Source organism: Pantoea sp. UBA4549, assembly GCF_002387285.1.
Classification (GTDB): Bacteria; Pseudomonadota; Gammaproteobacteria; order Enterobacterales; family Enterobacteriaceae; genus Pantoea; species Pantoea borealis.
This window is the reverse complement of the sequence record NZ_DGLH01000003.1, coordinates 84,237-98,641: the sequence shown is the minus strand read 5'-3', so window position 1 is coordinate 98,641 and position 14,405 is coordinate 84,237. Positions and strand designations below refer to the sequence as shown.

The window sequence follows — 14,405 nt, the reverse complement described above, 5'->3', positions numbered from 1 at the left end:
CGGGGCAGAGGCAGCTGCCGCCGCTGACGGCGAACGGAACCGGCGGCCAGCCTCCGTGCCGAACGGAACCGGCGCCCGCCCTCGCGGCAAGCAGAACCGGCCTCCGTCACAGATCCTGCTTATACACCCTCACCCGCTCGGCGGGAAACTCCAGCGCCTCACAGACAAACTCCCAGCCGTGCCGCTCGTAGTAGCCGGCAAACGTTGACCACAGCCAGAGACGCGCGTGACCACGCTCGCGGGCAAAACCGATCACGTGCTGCTGCAGCGCCTCGCTGACTCCCTGGCCGCGCGAGGCGGGATCGACATAGAGCGCAGCCGCCCACGGCCAGAGATCCTGACGGCTGATAAGATCGCAGCGCCAGAAACCGATAGTGCCCAGCGGAATATCGTGCGCATCCAGCGCAACAAACGTCACTGGCAGATCCGCGCCATTGAGGCTGCTGCGCACGATACTGTGATAAAACTCACGCGTCGTGCCTGCACCAAACGCCTGCCACAGCCAGTCGGTTATCTGGCTGGCGTGGTGCGGCACGCTGCTGAGCGGCACAATACGCATCAGTTCAGCTCCAGCGCCAGCAGCTCCTGAATCGTCTGCGCACGGCGGATCTCACGTACGCTGCCGTTTTCAAACAGCAGCTCCGGGATCAGCGGGCGGCTGTTGTAGTTGGAGGACATCGACGCTCCGTAGGCCCCGGTGTCATGAAACACCAGGTAATCGCCCGGCTGTACGGCGGGCAGCGTGCGGGTCTCCACCTTCCCTCCCTCCTGCTGGGTAAACACATCACCTGATTCACACAGCGGCCCGGCGACCACACTCTCCTGCGTGGCTGCACCCGGCGTACGGCCATCAGCGGGCAGTACCGAGATATGGTGATAGCTGCCATACATGGCCGGACGCATCAGATCGCTGAAGCCCGCATCGACCAGCACAAAGTGACGGCTGCCCATCGCTTTGACCGCCCGCACCTGCGACACCAGCACGCCTGATTCAGCGACCAGAAAGCGGCCCGGTTCAATTTCCAGCTTCACCGGATGCCCGAGGTGTGCGGCAATCCGATCGCGCGCGCGGCTCCAGAGGCCAAAATAGTGGTCGGTATCGATCGCTTCTTCATCAAAGCGGTAGGGAATAGAGAGCCCGCCCCCGGCTGAGATGGCGCTGAGATCCTGACCAAACGCAATCACCTGGTCGACCATGGCGTCACACACCTGCTGCAGATGACCATAATCCACGCCGGAGCCGATATGCATATGCAGCCCCACCAGCTGCAGGTCGTACTGCTGGATCGCAGCCAGCGCCAGCGGCAGATCGCCATACCAGATGCCATGCTTGCTGTTTTCCCCGCCGGTGTTGGTTTTCTGACTGTGGCCGTGACCAAAGCCGGGATTGATGCGCAGCCAGACTTTATGGCCTGGTGAGCGTGCGCCCAGCTGGTGCAGCATATCTACGGAACCGGCATTCACCGGTATCTGCAGCTCAGCCACGCGCTGAAGCGTCGGCAGATCCAGCAGGTCCGCTGTAAATACAATGTCCTCGCCGCCGGGCTCAAATCCCGCCGCCAGCGCGCGTTCAATCTCTCCCAGCGAGACGGAATCAACTTTCACACCGGCCAGACGCATCAGGCGCAGGATATGAATATTTGAGCAGGCTTTCTGCGCAAAGCGCACCACGTCAAACTGGCTGAGCTGCGCAATACGCTGCTGAATAATGGCAGCGTCATAGGCCCAGAACGGACCGCTGTAGCGCTGTGCCAGCGGCAGCAGATGGGTAGCATTAAGGGCGGATTCAGTGGTGTCTAACGGACGTGGCATAACAATTCTCCTGTACTGTTACGTCCATTTAGCCATAGCGTATCGATTCACAGAAATATCTGTTTTAGCAGCAGCTATGCAAATATGATATGCCTTTGAGGGAGGGACGATGGCGAACATTAACTGGCGGCACATTGAGATTTTTCATGCGGTAATGACCAGCGGTAATCTCACGCAGGCCGCCGCGCTGCTGCACACTTCGCAACCCACCGTCAGCCGTGAGCTGGCGCGTCTGGAGCAGCAGCTGGGACTGACGCTGTTTGAACGGGTGCGCGGTCGTCTGCAGCCTACCATGCAGGGCCTGAGTCTGTTTGAAGAGGTGCAGCGCTCCTGGTACGGACTGGACCGTATCCTGGATGCGGCGGAAGGATTGCGGCAGTTTCGGCACGGAGAGCTTTCAGTGGCCTGCCTGCCGGCATTTTCGCAGTCGCTGCTGCCGCCTTTGCTGCAACCCTTTATGCAGCGCTATCCGCAGGTGAACCTGAACATTATTCCGCAGGAGTCGCCGCTGCTGGAGGAGTGGCTGTCGGCGCAGCGCTACGATCTCGGCCTGACCGAGACACAGCATGCACCTGCCGGCACGGAGCGCTTCTCCCTGCTGACCTGCGATGAAGTGTGCGTGCTGCCGCCGCAGCATCCGCTTTGTCAGCGCGATGTGCTGACACCTGCGGATTTCCATCAGCAAAATTTTGTCAGTCTGTCGCGGCATGACAGCTATCGTCAGCTGCTGGATGCGCTGTTTCTGGAACAGCAGGTTGAGCGACGGCTGGTGCTGGAGACCCACAGCGCCGCGTCGGTGTGCGCGATGGTGCGCGCCGGGATTGGTCTGTCAATTGTGAATCCGCTCACCGCGCTGGATTACGCGGCGAGCGGCGTGGTAATGCGGCGTTTCAGTATCAGCGTGCCGTTTACCGTGAGCCTGATCCGCCCGCAGCACCGGCCCGCCTCTGCGCTGGTTGACCGCTTCTGCCACCACCTGCAGCAGCAGGTGGCGGCGTTTCCGGGGCTTATCGCCGCGCAGCTCGCTTAGACGCGAACTGTATCGCCCTGCCCGCTGGCGTTGCGGAAGGTGATCACACACACCACCAGGCCGACAGCGGCGATGGCGGCAGCCGCAACCGGCACTGCCGTCAGGCCGTAGCCGCGCGCAATAACGGTGCCGCCCACCCAGGCGCCGAGCGCATTACCCACATTAAATGCAGCGATGTTCAGCGTGGACACCAGATTAGGCGCCTCTTTGCCGTGACGCACCACGTTGATCTGCAGACCCGGTACGGTGGCAAACGTCGCCATTGCCCACAGGAACAGCGTGATTTCAGCCAGCCAGAGCGCATGACTGGTCCAGCTGAAGAGCAGCGAGAACAGCGCAATCAGCGAGAAGCTGAGGATCAGACTGAAAGAGACTTTCCAGTCTGCCAGTTTACCGCCAATAATGTTGCCCGCCGTGAGGCCGGCGCCGATCAGGAACAGCGTCCAGCTCACGCCGCGATCGCTGATGCCGGTAACCTGAAGCAGCAGTGGCGCAATATAGCTGAACAGCGCAAACATCGCGGCGGCAAAGCAGACCGTCATCAGCAGCGACAGCCAGAGCCGTCCGTTGGCCAGGGCGCTAATCTCACTGGCCAGGTGAACCGGCTTCTCTTCTTTATTTGCCGGCAGGCTGACTATCAGGGCGATAAACGCCAGAATGCCGATAATCGCCACGCCCCAGAAGGTGGCACGCCAGCCAAACAGCTGACCAAACCAGGTGCCAAGCGGCACGCCCAGCACGTTTGCCAGCGTCAGACCGGTAAACATCAGCGCCACTGCGGACGCCTGACGGCCCGGCGCTACCAGGCTCGCTGCCACCACCGATCCAATGCCAAAAAACGCACCGTGACAGAGTGCGGTGACCACGCGTGCCAGCATCAGCAGGTTATAGCTATAGGCCAGCGCGCACAGCACGTTGCCGATAATAAAAATCACCATCAGCAGGCTCAGCGTGCGCTTGCGCGGCAGGCTGGCGGTCAGCAGCGCCATAATCGGTGCGCCAATCGCCACGCCGAGCGCGTAACCGCTGATCAGCCAGCCGGCTGAAGGAATCGACACCTGCAGATCGCCTGCCACTTCCGGCAGTAATCCCATAATGACAAACTCCGTGGTGCCAATGGCGAACGCACTCAGCGCCAGCGCCAGTAATGCAACAGGCATAACACACTCTCCCAAGATAATTTTGCAGGCGGGCCGTGCTGCGAACACAGCACGGTAAAACAGAACGCTTATTAATATTTGAACTGCGTCACGCAGCATTAAAGCACAGCCCTGCCAGCGCAACCACCCTGCACGCCGCAAGGCTATGTTGCCGGCGCGGCAATAATCCGCACGGGTCCGGCTTGTGGCACAGTGCCGGATAGTGATAGCGTTGCCCGGCATTCAGCCGGCGGAGGCTGGTAGCGGTCAGAACGCAGCGCCCAGGTGAGCGCCCCTACAGGAGAAAAAAGAGATGCGCCGGATAATTGCGCTGGCCGCATGCTGCCTCAGCGGCTGCTCGGTCGGACACTATGAGTACAGTAAAGAAGCCGCGCGCCGGGTGGATATGACCGTTACCGGTATTCCCACTATTCTTGGGATCGGCACGCTGGGCACGACTATTCCGCTGACCCCTGACTACAGCCTGACGGCGGCACACGTGGCGAAATATTCCCTTTACCGGGTAAAAGCCTGGCATCCCGACTGCGATCTTGCCGTGGTCTACCATAAAAATCAGGCGGGCAGCCTGCCGCCGGCGTTCCGTAACGGTCATATTGGCGATCGCGTTAATCTCTATGGCTACAGCTTTATCTCCGCTCTGCCGGTCGCTTCCAGCGGTGAGAATCTGGTGAATACCACGCTGGTAAACGGCTGGAACAAAGCAAACTGTGTGGTGGTGGCGGCCAGTGCGGGCGTAGTGAAAGGCATGTCGGGCGGTGCAGTTTATAACGCCAGTGACGATACGCTGGCCGGGGTCATCGTGGGCTTCAGTCGGCGAATCGACGATAACCAAAGCGGAAAAACGCTGTACAACGATGTGGCGCTCTACGTACCGTATGCGCGCTTTCAGACGTGGCTGGCAGACGTGCTCACGCCGTGATAACCGCTGCCCGTCTCTTTCCCGGGAGAGAGACGGGCAGCGCCTGCCGTTACTTCGCCGTCGGGCGCAGCGCCGGGAACAGGATCACATCGCGAATGGTGTGGCTGTTGGTAAACAGCATTACCATACGGTCGATGCCGATACCCAGGCCAGCCGTTGGTGGCAGACCATGCTCCAGGGCGGTCACGTAATCTTCATCGTAGAACATCGCTTCATCATCGCCGGCATCTTTTGCATTCACCTGCTGCAGGAAACGCTCTGCCTGATCTTCAGCATCGTTCAGCTCTGAGAAGCCGTTACCGATTTCACGACCGCCAATAAAGAACTCAAAGCGATCGGTGATCTCCGGGTTCTCGTCATTACGGCGCGCCAGCGGTGAAACCTCCGCCGGATATTCGGTGATGAAGGTGGGCTGGATCAGATGAGCTTCCGCCGTCTCTTCAAAGATCTCCGTCACTACGCGGCCCAGACCCCAGCTTTTCTCCACTTTGATATGCAGCGCGCTGGCGATCGCCACCGCTTTGTCAAAGTCTTCCAGATCGGCCAGGTCCGTTTCCGGACGATATTTTTTGATCGCTTCACGCATCGTGAGCTTCTCAAAAGGCTTACCGAAGTCAAAGGTGTGTTCGCCATATGCCACTTCAGTGGTGCCCAGCACGTCCTGCGCCAGCGTACGGAACAGGCTCTCAGTCAGCTCAATCAGATCTTTGTAATCTGCATACGCCATATAGAGTTCCATCATGGTGAACTCAGGATTATGACGCGGCGAGATGCCTTCGTTACGGAAGTTACGGTTGATCTCAAACACGCGATCGAAGCCGCCCACTACCAGACGCTTCAGGTAGAGCTCCGGCGCAATACGCAGATACATATCGATATCCAGCGCATTGTGATGGGTGATGAAAGGACGTGCAGAAGCGCCGCCCGGGATCACCTGCATCATTGGCGTTTCCACTTCCATAAAGTCGCGGTTTACCATGAACTGGCGAATACCTGCCATGATTTTCGAGCGCACCTGGAAGGTGTGACGCGATTCATCATTGGAGATCAGATCAAGATAGCGCTGGCGATAGCGCGTCTCCTGGTCAGCCAGTCCGTGGAACTTGTCTGGCAGCGGACGCAGTGCTTTGGTCAGCAGGCGCAGTTCTGAGATATGGATTGAGAGCTCGCCGGTTTTGGTTTTAAACAGCTTACCGCGTGCACCCAGAATATCGCCCAGATCCCACTTCTTGAACTGCTCGTTGTAGACGCCTTCCGGCAGATCGTCGCGCGAAACGTAGATCTGGATCTGACCGCCCACATCCTGCAGCGTGGCAAACGACGCCTTGCCCATGATACGGCGCGTCATCATACGACCGGCAACGCTGACTTCCACGCCCAGTGCTTCCAGCTCTTCGTTGCTCTTGTCGTCATAGCTGGCGTGCAAACGATCGGAGGTGGTGTCACGACGAAAATCGTTAGGAAACGCCACGCCCTTTTCACGCAGCGCGCTGAGTTTTTCGCGACGCGCTTTCAGTTCGTTGTTTAACTCAAGTGCGGCGTCAGCGTTCTGCGGTTGTTGTTCAGACATGTCGGTTCCTTATAGCCCTGCTTTTAAACTTGCTTCGATAAAACGATCCAGATCGCCATCCAGCACCGCCTGGGTATTGCGGGTCTCTACGCTGGTACGCAGATCTTTGATGCGGGAGTCATCCAGCACGTAAGAACGAATCTGGCTGCCCCAGCCGATATCCGATTTGTTCTCTTCTGCGGCCTGCTTGTCAGCATTTTTCTTCTGCATCTCATATTCATAGAGCTTGGCACGCAGCTGTTTGAAGGCCTGGTCTTTGTTCTTGTGCTGTGAACGGTCGTTCTGGCACTGCACCACAATGTTGGTCGGCAGGTGGGTAATACGCACCGCAGACTCGGTTTTGTTGACGTGCTGGCCACCCGCACCCGATGCGCGATAGACGTCAATGCGCAGATCGGCCGGGTTGATATCGATATCGATGTTGTCATCCACTTCCGGATAGATAAACACCGAACTGAACGAGGTATGACGACGGCCGCCGGAGTCAAACGGACTCTTACGTACCAGGCGGTGAACGCCGGTTTCCGTACGCAGCCAGCCGTAGGCGTAGTCACCAATGATCTTGATGGTGGCAGATTTGGTGCCTGCGACTTCGCCTTCCGACTCTTCGATGATCTCGGTTTTAAACCCTTTAGCCTCTGCCCAGCGCAGATACATGCGCAGCAGCATACTGGCCCAGTCCTGCGCTTCCGTACCGCCGGAGCCTGCCTGAATATCCATGTAGCAGTCAGCGCTGTCATACTCGCCTGAGAACATGCGGCGGAATTCCAGCTCACCCAGCTTTACTTCCAGCGCGTCGAGCTCAACCACGGCTTCGTTGAAGGTTTCTTCATCGTCCGCTTCAACCGCCAGCTCCAGCAGGCCCTGCACATCTTCCAGACCCTGGTGCATGTGCTCGAGGGTTTCAACGACGGCTTCCAGCGACGCGCGCTCTTTGCCGAGCGCCTGCGCGCGTTCAGGTTCATTCCAGACGTCCGGCTGTTCCAGCTCGGCGTTTACTTCTTCAAGACGTTCTTTCTTGGCATCGTAGTCAAAGATACCCCCTAAGAACGCCGCTGCGCTCGCTGAGGTCCTGGATACGATTTTTGACCGGATTAATTTCAAACATGGCTTTTCAGTCTTTTTTGGCGATACGGTGAGAAAAGATAAAGTAACGCATGAGTTTACCCGAAAGCGCGCGCGGTTTGTAGCGGCGCGCGCGGTCAGAGCGGCCAGATATGATCGATAATCAGCTGCACAGAGCGGTTACCGCGATACTCGTTGATATCCAGCTTATAGGCCAGCTCAACCTGCCGCACGCTGGTATCCGGCCAGAGCCGGGTGTCGACGTTAAACGCGATCCCGTCCAGCAGCGGTCCGCCACCGAGCGGTTCCACCATTACTTTCAGGTGACGCTCGCCCACCAGCCGCTGCTGCAGCAGTTTGAATTTGCCGTCAAAGACCGGTTCCGGGAACGCCTGCCCCCACGGCCCCGCCTCGCGCAGCATTTCCGCGGTATGCAGGCTGAACTCCTGCGCGTGCAGTTCACCGTCTGACCACACCACGCCCTGCAGCGCCTCGCCATCCAGCCACTCATCAATCAGCACGGCAAAGCGCTCGCGAAACGCGTCATATTTTTCCGTTTCCAGCGACAATCCCGCCGCCATGGCATGACCACCAAATTTGATAATCAGGCCCGGATAGAGTGTATCAAGCCGTTCCAGCGCATCGCGCAGGTGCAGGCCGGCAATTGAGCGGCCCGACCCTTTTAGCGTGCCATCGCCCGCGGGCGCGAACGCAATAACCGGCCGGTGAAAACGCTCTTTCAGGCGCGAGGCGAGGATCCCCACCACCCCCTGATGCCATTCAGGATGATAAAAGGCCAGACCCAGCGGCAGATCGCTGTGCTGACGCTCCAGCGCGTCGCACAGCGCCAGCGCTTCGCTTTTCATGCCCTGTTCAATTTCTTTGCGCGTCTGGTTCAGCGCATCCAGCTCGCTGGCCAGCATGCGCGCCTGCGCAATATCCTCGGTCAGCAGCAGCGCCACGCCAACCGACATATCGTCAAGCCGCCCCGCCGCGTTAAGACGCGGGCCGACGGCAAAGCCGAGGTCGCTGGCCGCCAGCTGGCGCGCATCGCGGTTTGCGATCTCCAGCAGCGCCCGGATACCGGCGCGGCATTTACCGGCGCGAATGCGGCTCAGCCCCTGCCACACCAGAATGCGGTTGTTGGCATCCAGCGGCACCACATCCGCGACGGTGCCAAGTGCGACCAGATCGAGCCACGCGGCCAGATTGGGTTCGCTGCGCTGGGGAGTAAACCAGCCCTGTTCGCGCAGATGCGCGCGCAGCGCCAGCATCAGGTAGAACGCCACGCCCACGCCCGCCAGCGCGCGCGACGGAAAAGCGCTGTCGCTGAGGTTGGGATTGACGATAGCGTCGGCGGCCGGCAGCGTCTCGCCCGGCAGATGGTGATCGGTGATCAGGACCGGGATGCCGTGCGCCGCGGCCGTTTCGACGCCCGCGTGCGAGGAGATGCCGTTATCCACGGTGAGGATCATCTCCGCGCCGCGCGCGCGCGCCTGCTCCACCACTTCCGGACTCAGGCCATAGCCATCGTCAAAGCGGTTAGGCACCAGATAGTCCACGTTGCCGCCCATGCTGCGCAGCGCCAGCACGGTAAGGGCGGTACTGGTTGCGCCGTCGGCGTCAAAATCACCGACCACCATAATGCGCTGACCGCCTGTGAGCATCCGGTGCAGCAGTGCAACCGCAGCGTCTATGCCGCCGAGGCTCTGCCACGGCAGCAGATATTTTGCCCCGCGCTCCAGCTCTGCCGCAGTTTTAACACCGCGATGCAGATAGAGACGCCGCAGCAGAGGCGGCAAATCGTCAGGCAGGCTGGCATCAGCCGGCAGCGTGCGCCGACGCAGTTCTGTAGTGTGCATCACTGTGAATTAGCCGCCCCGCTTCTGACCATCAAGCACCTGCTTCAGCTCCTGCGGACCCTGATAGCCGGGGATCATCATACCGCTGTCGGTAAGAATGGCGGGCGTGCCCTGAATACCGAACAGAATGCCGAGTTTGTAGTGCTTATCGAGATTGAGTTTGCAGGTCGCTGGCGCATCCATCTGCGGCGTATCGCCTTTCATTGCCTGATCGAACGCTTTGTTGCGATCGGCACTGCACCAGATCGCCTTCATCGCTTTCTCAACCTGACCGTTCAGCCCTTCGCGCGGGAAAGCGAGATAGCGCACCGTGATACCCAGCGCGTTGTAGTCCGCCATCTGCTCATGCAGCTTACGGCAGTAGCCGCAGGTGATATCGGTAAATACCGTGATCACGTGCTGCTCTTTCGGCGCTTTGTAGACGATCATTTCCGGTGCCAGCGCGGCGACTTTTTTGTCCAGCAGCTGGTTAGTAACATTGACCGGCTGCGCGCCGCTGACGTCATACAGCGGCCCCTGAATCATATGTTTGCCATCTTCGGTGATGTAAATCACCCCGCTTTCCGTCAGCACCGTTTTCATGCCCGGCAGCGGCGATGGCTGGATCTCAGCCTGCTGCAGACCCACTTTTTTCAGCGTCTGCTGAATGGCGCTGTCATCAGCCTGGGCCAGAGCGGAAAAGGCGCTGACCAGCAGAGCCAGAACGGTAAACTGTTTTTTCATCATAAGTCCTTGTTGCCGCTGCTCAGGCGCGCGGATGGTGCTGTTGATGTAACTGACGCAGCCGCTCGGTGGCAACATGCGTATAAATCTGGGTAGTCGACAGGTCGCTGTGGCCCAGTAGCATCTGTACGACGCGCAAATCCGCGCCGTGGTTCAGTAAATGTGTGGCAAAGGCATGCCGCAGCACGTGCGGTGACAGTTTTTCACTGTCGATACCCGCCAGCGTCGCATAGTGCTTGATACGGTGCCAGAAGGTCTGGCGTGTCATCTGCTGTGCACGCTGGCTGGGAAACAGGACGTCCAGCGTCTGGCCGTTCAGCAGCCAGGGCCGCCCGTGTTCCATATAGTGCTCTATCCAGTAGATCGCTTCTTCACCTAATGGCACCAGCCGCTCTTTGTTACCTTTACCGATGACGCGTAAAACCCCCTGCCGCAGGCTGACATCGCTGATGGTCAGCCCCACCAGCTCTGAGACGCGCAGGCCGGTGGCGTAAAGCACCTCCAGCATCGCTTTATCGCGCAGCTCCAGCGGAATATCTGTTGCCGGCGTCTGCAGCAGACGGTCGACCTGACTCTCGCTGAGATCTTTCGGCAGCCGCTGTGGCAGCTTTGGGGCAGAAAGCAGCGCGCTGGGATCGTCGCTGCGCAGCTTTTCACGGTAGAGATACTGAAACAGCCGGCGCATGGCGCTCAGCGTGCGGGCTGAACTGGTGGCTTTATAGCCGCCCTCAATACGCTCTGCAAGAAACTGCTGCAGATCCAGCGCCTGCAGCGTCAGCAGCGTCAGGTTGTGATGCTGCAGCCATGCGGTGAGGGTTTGCAGATCCTGACGGTAAGAGGCCAGCGTATTTTGCGCCAGATTGCGCTCCAGCCAGAGCGCATCAAGAAACTGTTCAATCAGATCGCTATCCTGCACGTTATCCTCTCGCCAGTGTGAAATCGTGCTCATTATGCCTTAAAGCAGAGGGGTTCTGGTACAATTGCGCCAGAGTGAGTTTCATACAGAGCATTAACCGCATGAATATCGGACTTTTTTACGGTTCAAGTACCTGTTACACCGAAATGGCAGCGGAAAAAATCCGCGACTTTATTGGTGAAGAGCTGGTGACGCTGCATAACCTCAAAGATGATGACCCCTCGCTGATGGAGCAGTATGACCTGCTGATCCTCGGTATTCCGACCTGGGATTTTGGCGAGCTGCAGGAGGACTGGGAAGCGATATGGTCGCAGCTGCCCGGACTAAATCTGCAGGGGAAAATTGTGGCGCTCTACGGCATGGGCGACCAGATTGAGTATAGCGAGTGGTTTCTTGATGCGCTGGGCATGCTGCATGAGCTGCTGCAGCCGATGGGCGTGCAGTTTGTCGGCTACTGGCCGCTGGAGGGTTACACCTTTACCAGCCGCAAGCCGCTGACCGCTGACGGCACACAGTTTGTTGGCCTGGCGCTGGACGACGTTAACCAGTTTGAGCAGAGCGACGAGCGCATTGAGCAGTGGTGCGAGCAGGTGCTCACGGAAACAGCAGACCGGCTTTAACGCCGATCTGCAGCGTCACTGAGCGCGTCGTGCGCGCGCAGCTGCCGCCAGCTGCGCATCGTCATGGCGTCCTGCATCAGCCAGAAACGCCAGCGCTGGCCCTGCGCGTTCTGCAGGGTCAGCAGCACACCCCACGGCTGCCACTGCGCCGTCCGTGCCGTATACCAGCAGGTTCCCTGCCAGCCCCAGCTCCCCTGTTCATCCCGCGTCAGCTCGCCGCTGCGTTGCCGTAAGCGTTGCTCAGTGCGCCAGCTTTCCGCCAGCACCGCGACGGAAAGCAGCGCCTGCAGCGCATACCACTCCGCAGGCCAGGCGAACAGCAGCAGCGTCACACAGCTCAAACCGGCCGCCAGATTAGTCAGCCGGGCGCTGCGTGAAGGACGGAGGCTACATTGCCACCGGACCGCGTTCACGGTTACGCTGCTGGATCAGTTTTACCATGCGCTTAAACTCGGGATCCGCGGGCTCGCCGTGGTCCATCATCCAGTTAAACAGATCCGGATCGTCACTCTTCAGTAAAGCAACAAACACCCGCTTATCTTCATCACTTAGCGAGTCATACTCATAGTGAAAAAAAGGCATAATGGAGACATCAAGCTCAAGCATGCCCCGGCGGCAGGCCCACTTAACGCGTGATTTGTCATGAATATCCATGTGTCGTGTTCCACGGCTGTAAACAGTGGGGGCCAGTGTACCTGCTTTTTTGGCCCGCTGCAGGCTGAGTGCTGTTTCCTGCGCAGGATTACGCAAAGTGACAGACTACGTTGCTGCGCTATCACGCGATTTGTGCGCCCGGCTCCGTAAACAGGTTGCATTGCCCGGCTGCTCTTTTAACATTGAACAAACAACTCCGGACACATTTGATTAATCAGGATGGACACATGCCGATTTTCACCCTCCCTCCCCGCCAGCCTGTCGCTGCGGCACGCCTGCCCCTGACGCTGATGTCGCTTGATGAGTGGGCGCTGGTGTCGGTGCAGGGCAAAGACAGCACCAGCTACCTGCAGGGGCAGCTGACGCTGGATGTCGCGACGCTGGCCAGCGATCAGCATCGTCAGGCCGCCCACTGCGACGCCAAAGGCAAAATGTGGAGCAACCTGCGCCTGTTTCATCGCGGCGAGGGATACGCCTATCTGGTGCGCCGCAGCCTGCGTGACCAGCAAATTGCTGAGCTGAAAAAGTATGCGGTGTTTGCCAAAGTGGCCATCGAAGCTGACGATGACGCTGTCCTGCTGGGCGTTGCCGGTTTTCAGGCGCGTGCGGCACTGGCCAATCTGTTTACGGCGCTGCCGGATGCAGAGCACGCGGTGGTGCAGCAGGATGAGAGCACGCTGCTGTGGCTGGATCAGCCTGCTGAACGTTTTGTGGTGGTGACCACGCCGGCAAAAGCGGAGGCAATTAAAGCGGCACTGGACGGTGAGGCGCAGTTCAACGACAGCAGGCAGTGGCTGGCGCTGGATATCGAGGCGGGTATTCCGGTTATCGACGCCGCCACCACCGCGCAGCTGATCCCGCAGGCAACCAACCTGCAGGCGCTGGATGCCATCAGCTTCAAGAAAGGCTGCTATACCGGGCAGGAGATGGTGGCGCGGGCAAAATTCCGCGGTGCCAACAAGCGCGCCCTGTTCTGGCTGGCGGGCAGCGCCGGTAAAGTTCCGGAAGCGGGGAGTGCAATGGAGCTGCAGATGGGCGAGCGCTGGCGGCGCACCGGCACGGTACTGAGCGCGGTACAGCTCGAGGATGGCAGCGTCTGGGTGCAGATGGTGATGAATAACGATCCGGAACCAGATGCTATCCTGCGCGCTGAAGGCGATGAGGGCGGCGAACTCACCCTTCAGCCACTGCCTTACGCACTGGACGCATAAGGCGCGTAAAGCGGGAGGCCATCAGGCGTCCCGCTTTGCGCATAACGCGTTTATTTCACATAAAAATAGATGGCACAGAAGTGCAGTACGCTGCCGCCGAGAACAAAGCCGTGCCAGATCGCATGGTTAAAGGGTATCCGGCGCGATACGTAGAAAATCACCCCCAGTGAGTAAACCACTCCCCCTGCTGCCAGCAGCCAGATACCACCGGCGGAAAGCCGCATCGCCAGCTGATAGATCACCACCAGCGACAGCCACCCCATACTGAGATAAGTCACCAGCGACAGGACCTTAAAGCGGTGCGCAATCGTCAGCTTAAAAATGATGCCTGCCAGCGCCAGACTCCAGATCACTACCATCAGTCCGTGCGCCAGCGGCGATTTCAGCCCGACCAGCAGGAACGGCGTATAGGTGCCGGCAATCAGCAGATAGATAGCGCAGTGATCAAATTTCTTGAGCCACGGCCGCGCGCGCTGGTGCGGAATCGCGTGGTAGAGCGTGGAGGCGAGATAGAGCAAAATCATGCTGCCGCCATAGAGGCTGTAGCTGGTGATGGCGGTGACGCTTGCCTGTGTTTCCACTGCCTGCGTCAGCAGCAGCACCAGACCGGCGATACCAAACAGGCAGCCAATGCCATGGCTGATGCTGTTAGCTATCTCTTCGGCCAGCGTATAGCCGGGCGTAGTGAGTGCGGGTTTTACCATGGCGCGGGGTTCCTGAAGATAGAGAGTGTTGTTTTTTTATCATCTCCAGCCTAACCGGGATCTTTTTCAGTGTACACCTGTACGCTCAACTATTTCTGTGACGAGGTGTGTCCTCCGGCACGCAATGCAATCTGGTACACTGCAGATCCCCTTTTCTGC

The 14,405-nt window shown here is 59.1% G+C and carries 15 protein-coding genes; 4 read left to right on the top strand and 11 right to left on the bottom strand.

Annotated features, from left to right (window positions below; genetic code table 11):
- Window positions 1-106: 106 nt before the first annotated feature.
- Both B3041_RS01000 and lysA read right to left on the bottom strand, forming a co-directional pair.
- Window positions 107-559, bottom strand: coding sequence for a GNAT family N-acetyltransferase (locus B3041_RS01000; protein WP_084798749.1), 453 nt, complete (start codon window positions 557-559; stop codon window positions 107-109).
- The gene (lysA, locus tag B3041_RS00995; RefSeq protein ID WP_292968581.1) at window positions 559-1,812 is read right to left on the bottom strand and encodes a diaminopimelate decarboxylase; all 1,254 of its coding nucleotides are present in this window, start codon (window positions 1,810-1,812) and stop codon (window positions 559-561) included. Before lysA ends, B3041_RS01000 begins: the two co-directional genes overlap by 1 nt.
- 109 nt (window positions 1,813-1,921) lie before the next feature.
- Here lysA and B3041_RS00990 point away from each other — a divergent pair, with 109 nt between their 5' ends.
- On the top strand, window positions 1,922-2,842 hold the full coding sequence (locus tag B3041_RS00990) for a LysR family transcriptional regulator (RefSeq protein ID WP_065648273.1): 921 nt from the start codon (window positions 1,922-1,924) through the stop codon (window positions 2,840-2,842).
- Here the strand turns inward: B3041_RS00990 and B3041_RS00985 are convergent.
- The gene (locus B3041_RS00985; RefSeq protein ID WP_292968579.1) at window positions 2,839-4,002 is read right to left on the bottom strand and encodes an MFS transporter; all 1,164 of its coding nucleotides are present in this window, start codon (window positions 4,000-4,002) and stop codon (window positions 2,839-2,841) included. The genes B3041_RS00990 and B3041_RS00985 overlap by 4 nt on opposite strands.
- 292 nt (window positions 4,003-4,294) lie before the next feature.
- Between B3041_RS00985 and B3041_RS00980 the strand changes: the two genes are divergently transcribed.
- Window positions 4,295-4,921 carry a hypothetical protein gene (locus tag B3041_RS00980; protein WP_065648271.1) on the top strand — a complete coding sequence of 209 codons (627 nt, stop codon included), beginning with the start codon at window positions 4,295-4,297 and terminating at the stop codon, window positions 4,919-4,921.
- Between the two features lie 49 nt (window positions 4,922-4,970).
- On the opposite strand, the gene lysS is transcribed toward B3041_RS00980, so the two are convergent.
- The 5 genes from lysS to xerD form a co-directional block, all read right to left on the bottom strand.
- Entirely contained in the window at window positions 4,971-6,491 is a 1,521-nt protein-coding gene (lysS, locus tag B3041_RS00975) for a lysine--tRNA ligase (protein ID WP_039380000.1), read from the bottom strand.
- A gap of 9 nt (window positions 6,492-6,500) precedes the next feature.
- Window positions 6,501-7,599 (bottom strand): peptide chain release factor 2 gene (gene prfB, locus B3041_RS00970; RefSeq protein WP_139074170.1). Its coding sequence is split into 2 segments (ribosomal slippage): window positions 6,501-7,523 and window positions 7,525-7,599, totalling 1,098 coding nucleotides; the frame shifts between segments, so codons are not numbered across the junction.
- Between the two features lie 94 nt (window positions 7,600-7,693).
- Window positions 7,694-9,418: a single-stranded-DNA-specific exonuclease RecJ gene (recJ, locus tag B3041_RS00965; protein WP_292968585.1), complete on the bottom strand. Its 1,725-nt coding sequence runs from the start codon at window positions 9,416-9,418 to the stop codon at window positions 7,694-7,696.
- Window positions 9,419-9,427: 9 nt separating this feature from the next.
- The gene (dsbC, locus tag B3041_RS00960) at window positions 9,428-10,141 is read right to left on the bottom strand and encodes a bifunctional protein-disulfide isomerase/oxidoreductase DsbC (protein WP_065648269.1); all 714 of its coding nucleotides are present in this window, start codon (window positions 10,139-10,141) and stop codon (window positions 9,428-9,430) included.
- A gap of 22 nt (window positions 10,142-10,163) precedes the next feature.
- A complete protein-coding gene (xerD, locus tag B3041_RS00955) occupies window positions 10,164-11,090 on the bottom strand; it encodes a site-specific tyrosine recombinase XerD (RefSeq protein WP_139074169.1) in 927 nt (308 codons plus the stop codon).
- A gap of 68 nt (window positions 11,091-11,158) precedes the next feature.
- Between xerD and fldB the strand changes: the two genes are divergently transcribed.
- The gene (fldB, locus tag B3041_RS00950; RefSeq protein WP_065648268.1) at window positions 11,159-11,677 is read left to right on the top strand and encodes a flavodoxin FldB; all 519 of its coding nucleotides are present in this window, start codon (window positions 11,159-11,161) and stop codon (window positions 11,675-11,677) included.
- Here fldB and B3041_RS00945 read toward each other — a convergent pair.
- Together B3041_RS00945 and sdhE are read right to left on the bottom strand one after the other, a co-directional pair.
- Complete coding sequence (locus B3041_RS00945) at window positions 11,674-12,090, bottom strand: protein YgfX (protein ID WP_292968575.1); 417 nt, start codon at window positions 12,088-12,090, stop codon at window positions 11,674-11,676. The genes fldB and B3041_RS00945 overlap by 4 nt on opposite strands.
- The gene (gene sdhE, locus B3041_RS00940) at window positions 12,065-12,331 is read right to left on the bottom strand and encodes an FAD assembly factor SdhE (protein ID WP_039380010.1); all 267 of its coding nucleotides are present in this window, start codon (window positions 12,329-12,331) and stop codon (window positions 12,065-12,067) included. Before sdhE ends, B3041_RS00945 begins: the two co-directional genes overlap by 26 nt.
- A gap of 227 nt (window positions 12,332-12,558) precedes the next feature.
- Between sdhE and ygfZ the strand changes: the two genes are divergently transcribed.
- On the top strand, window positions 12,559-13,542 hold the full coding sequence (gene ygfZ / locus B3041_RS00935) for a tRNA-modifying protein YgfZ (protein ID WP_065648266.1): 984 nt from the start codon (window positions 12,559-12,561) through the stop codon (window positions 13,540-13,542).
- A 50-nt stretch (window positions 13,543-13,592) separates the two neighbouring features.
- Here ygfZ and trhA read toward each other — a convergent pair whose 3' ends face one another.
- A complete protein-coding gene (gene trhA / locus B3041_RS00930) occupies window positions 13,593-14,246 on the bottom strand; it encodes a PAQR family membrane homeostasis protein TrhA (RefSeq protein WP_065648265.1) in 654 nt (217 codons plus the stop codon).
- Window positions 14,247-14,405: the final 159 nt, after the last annotated feature.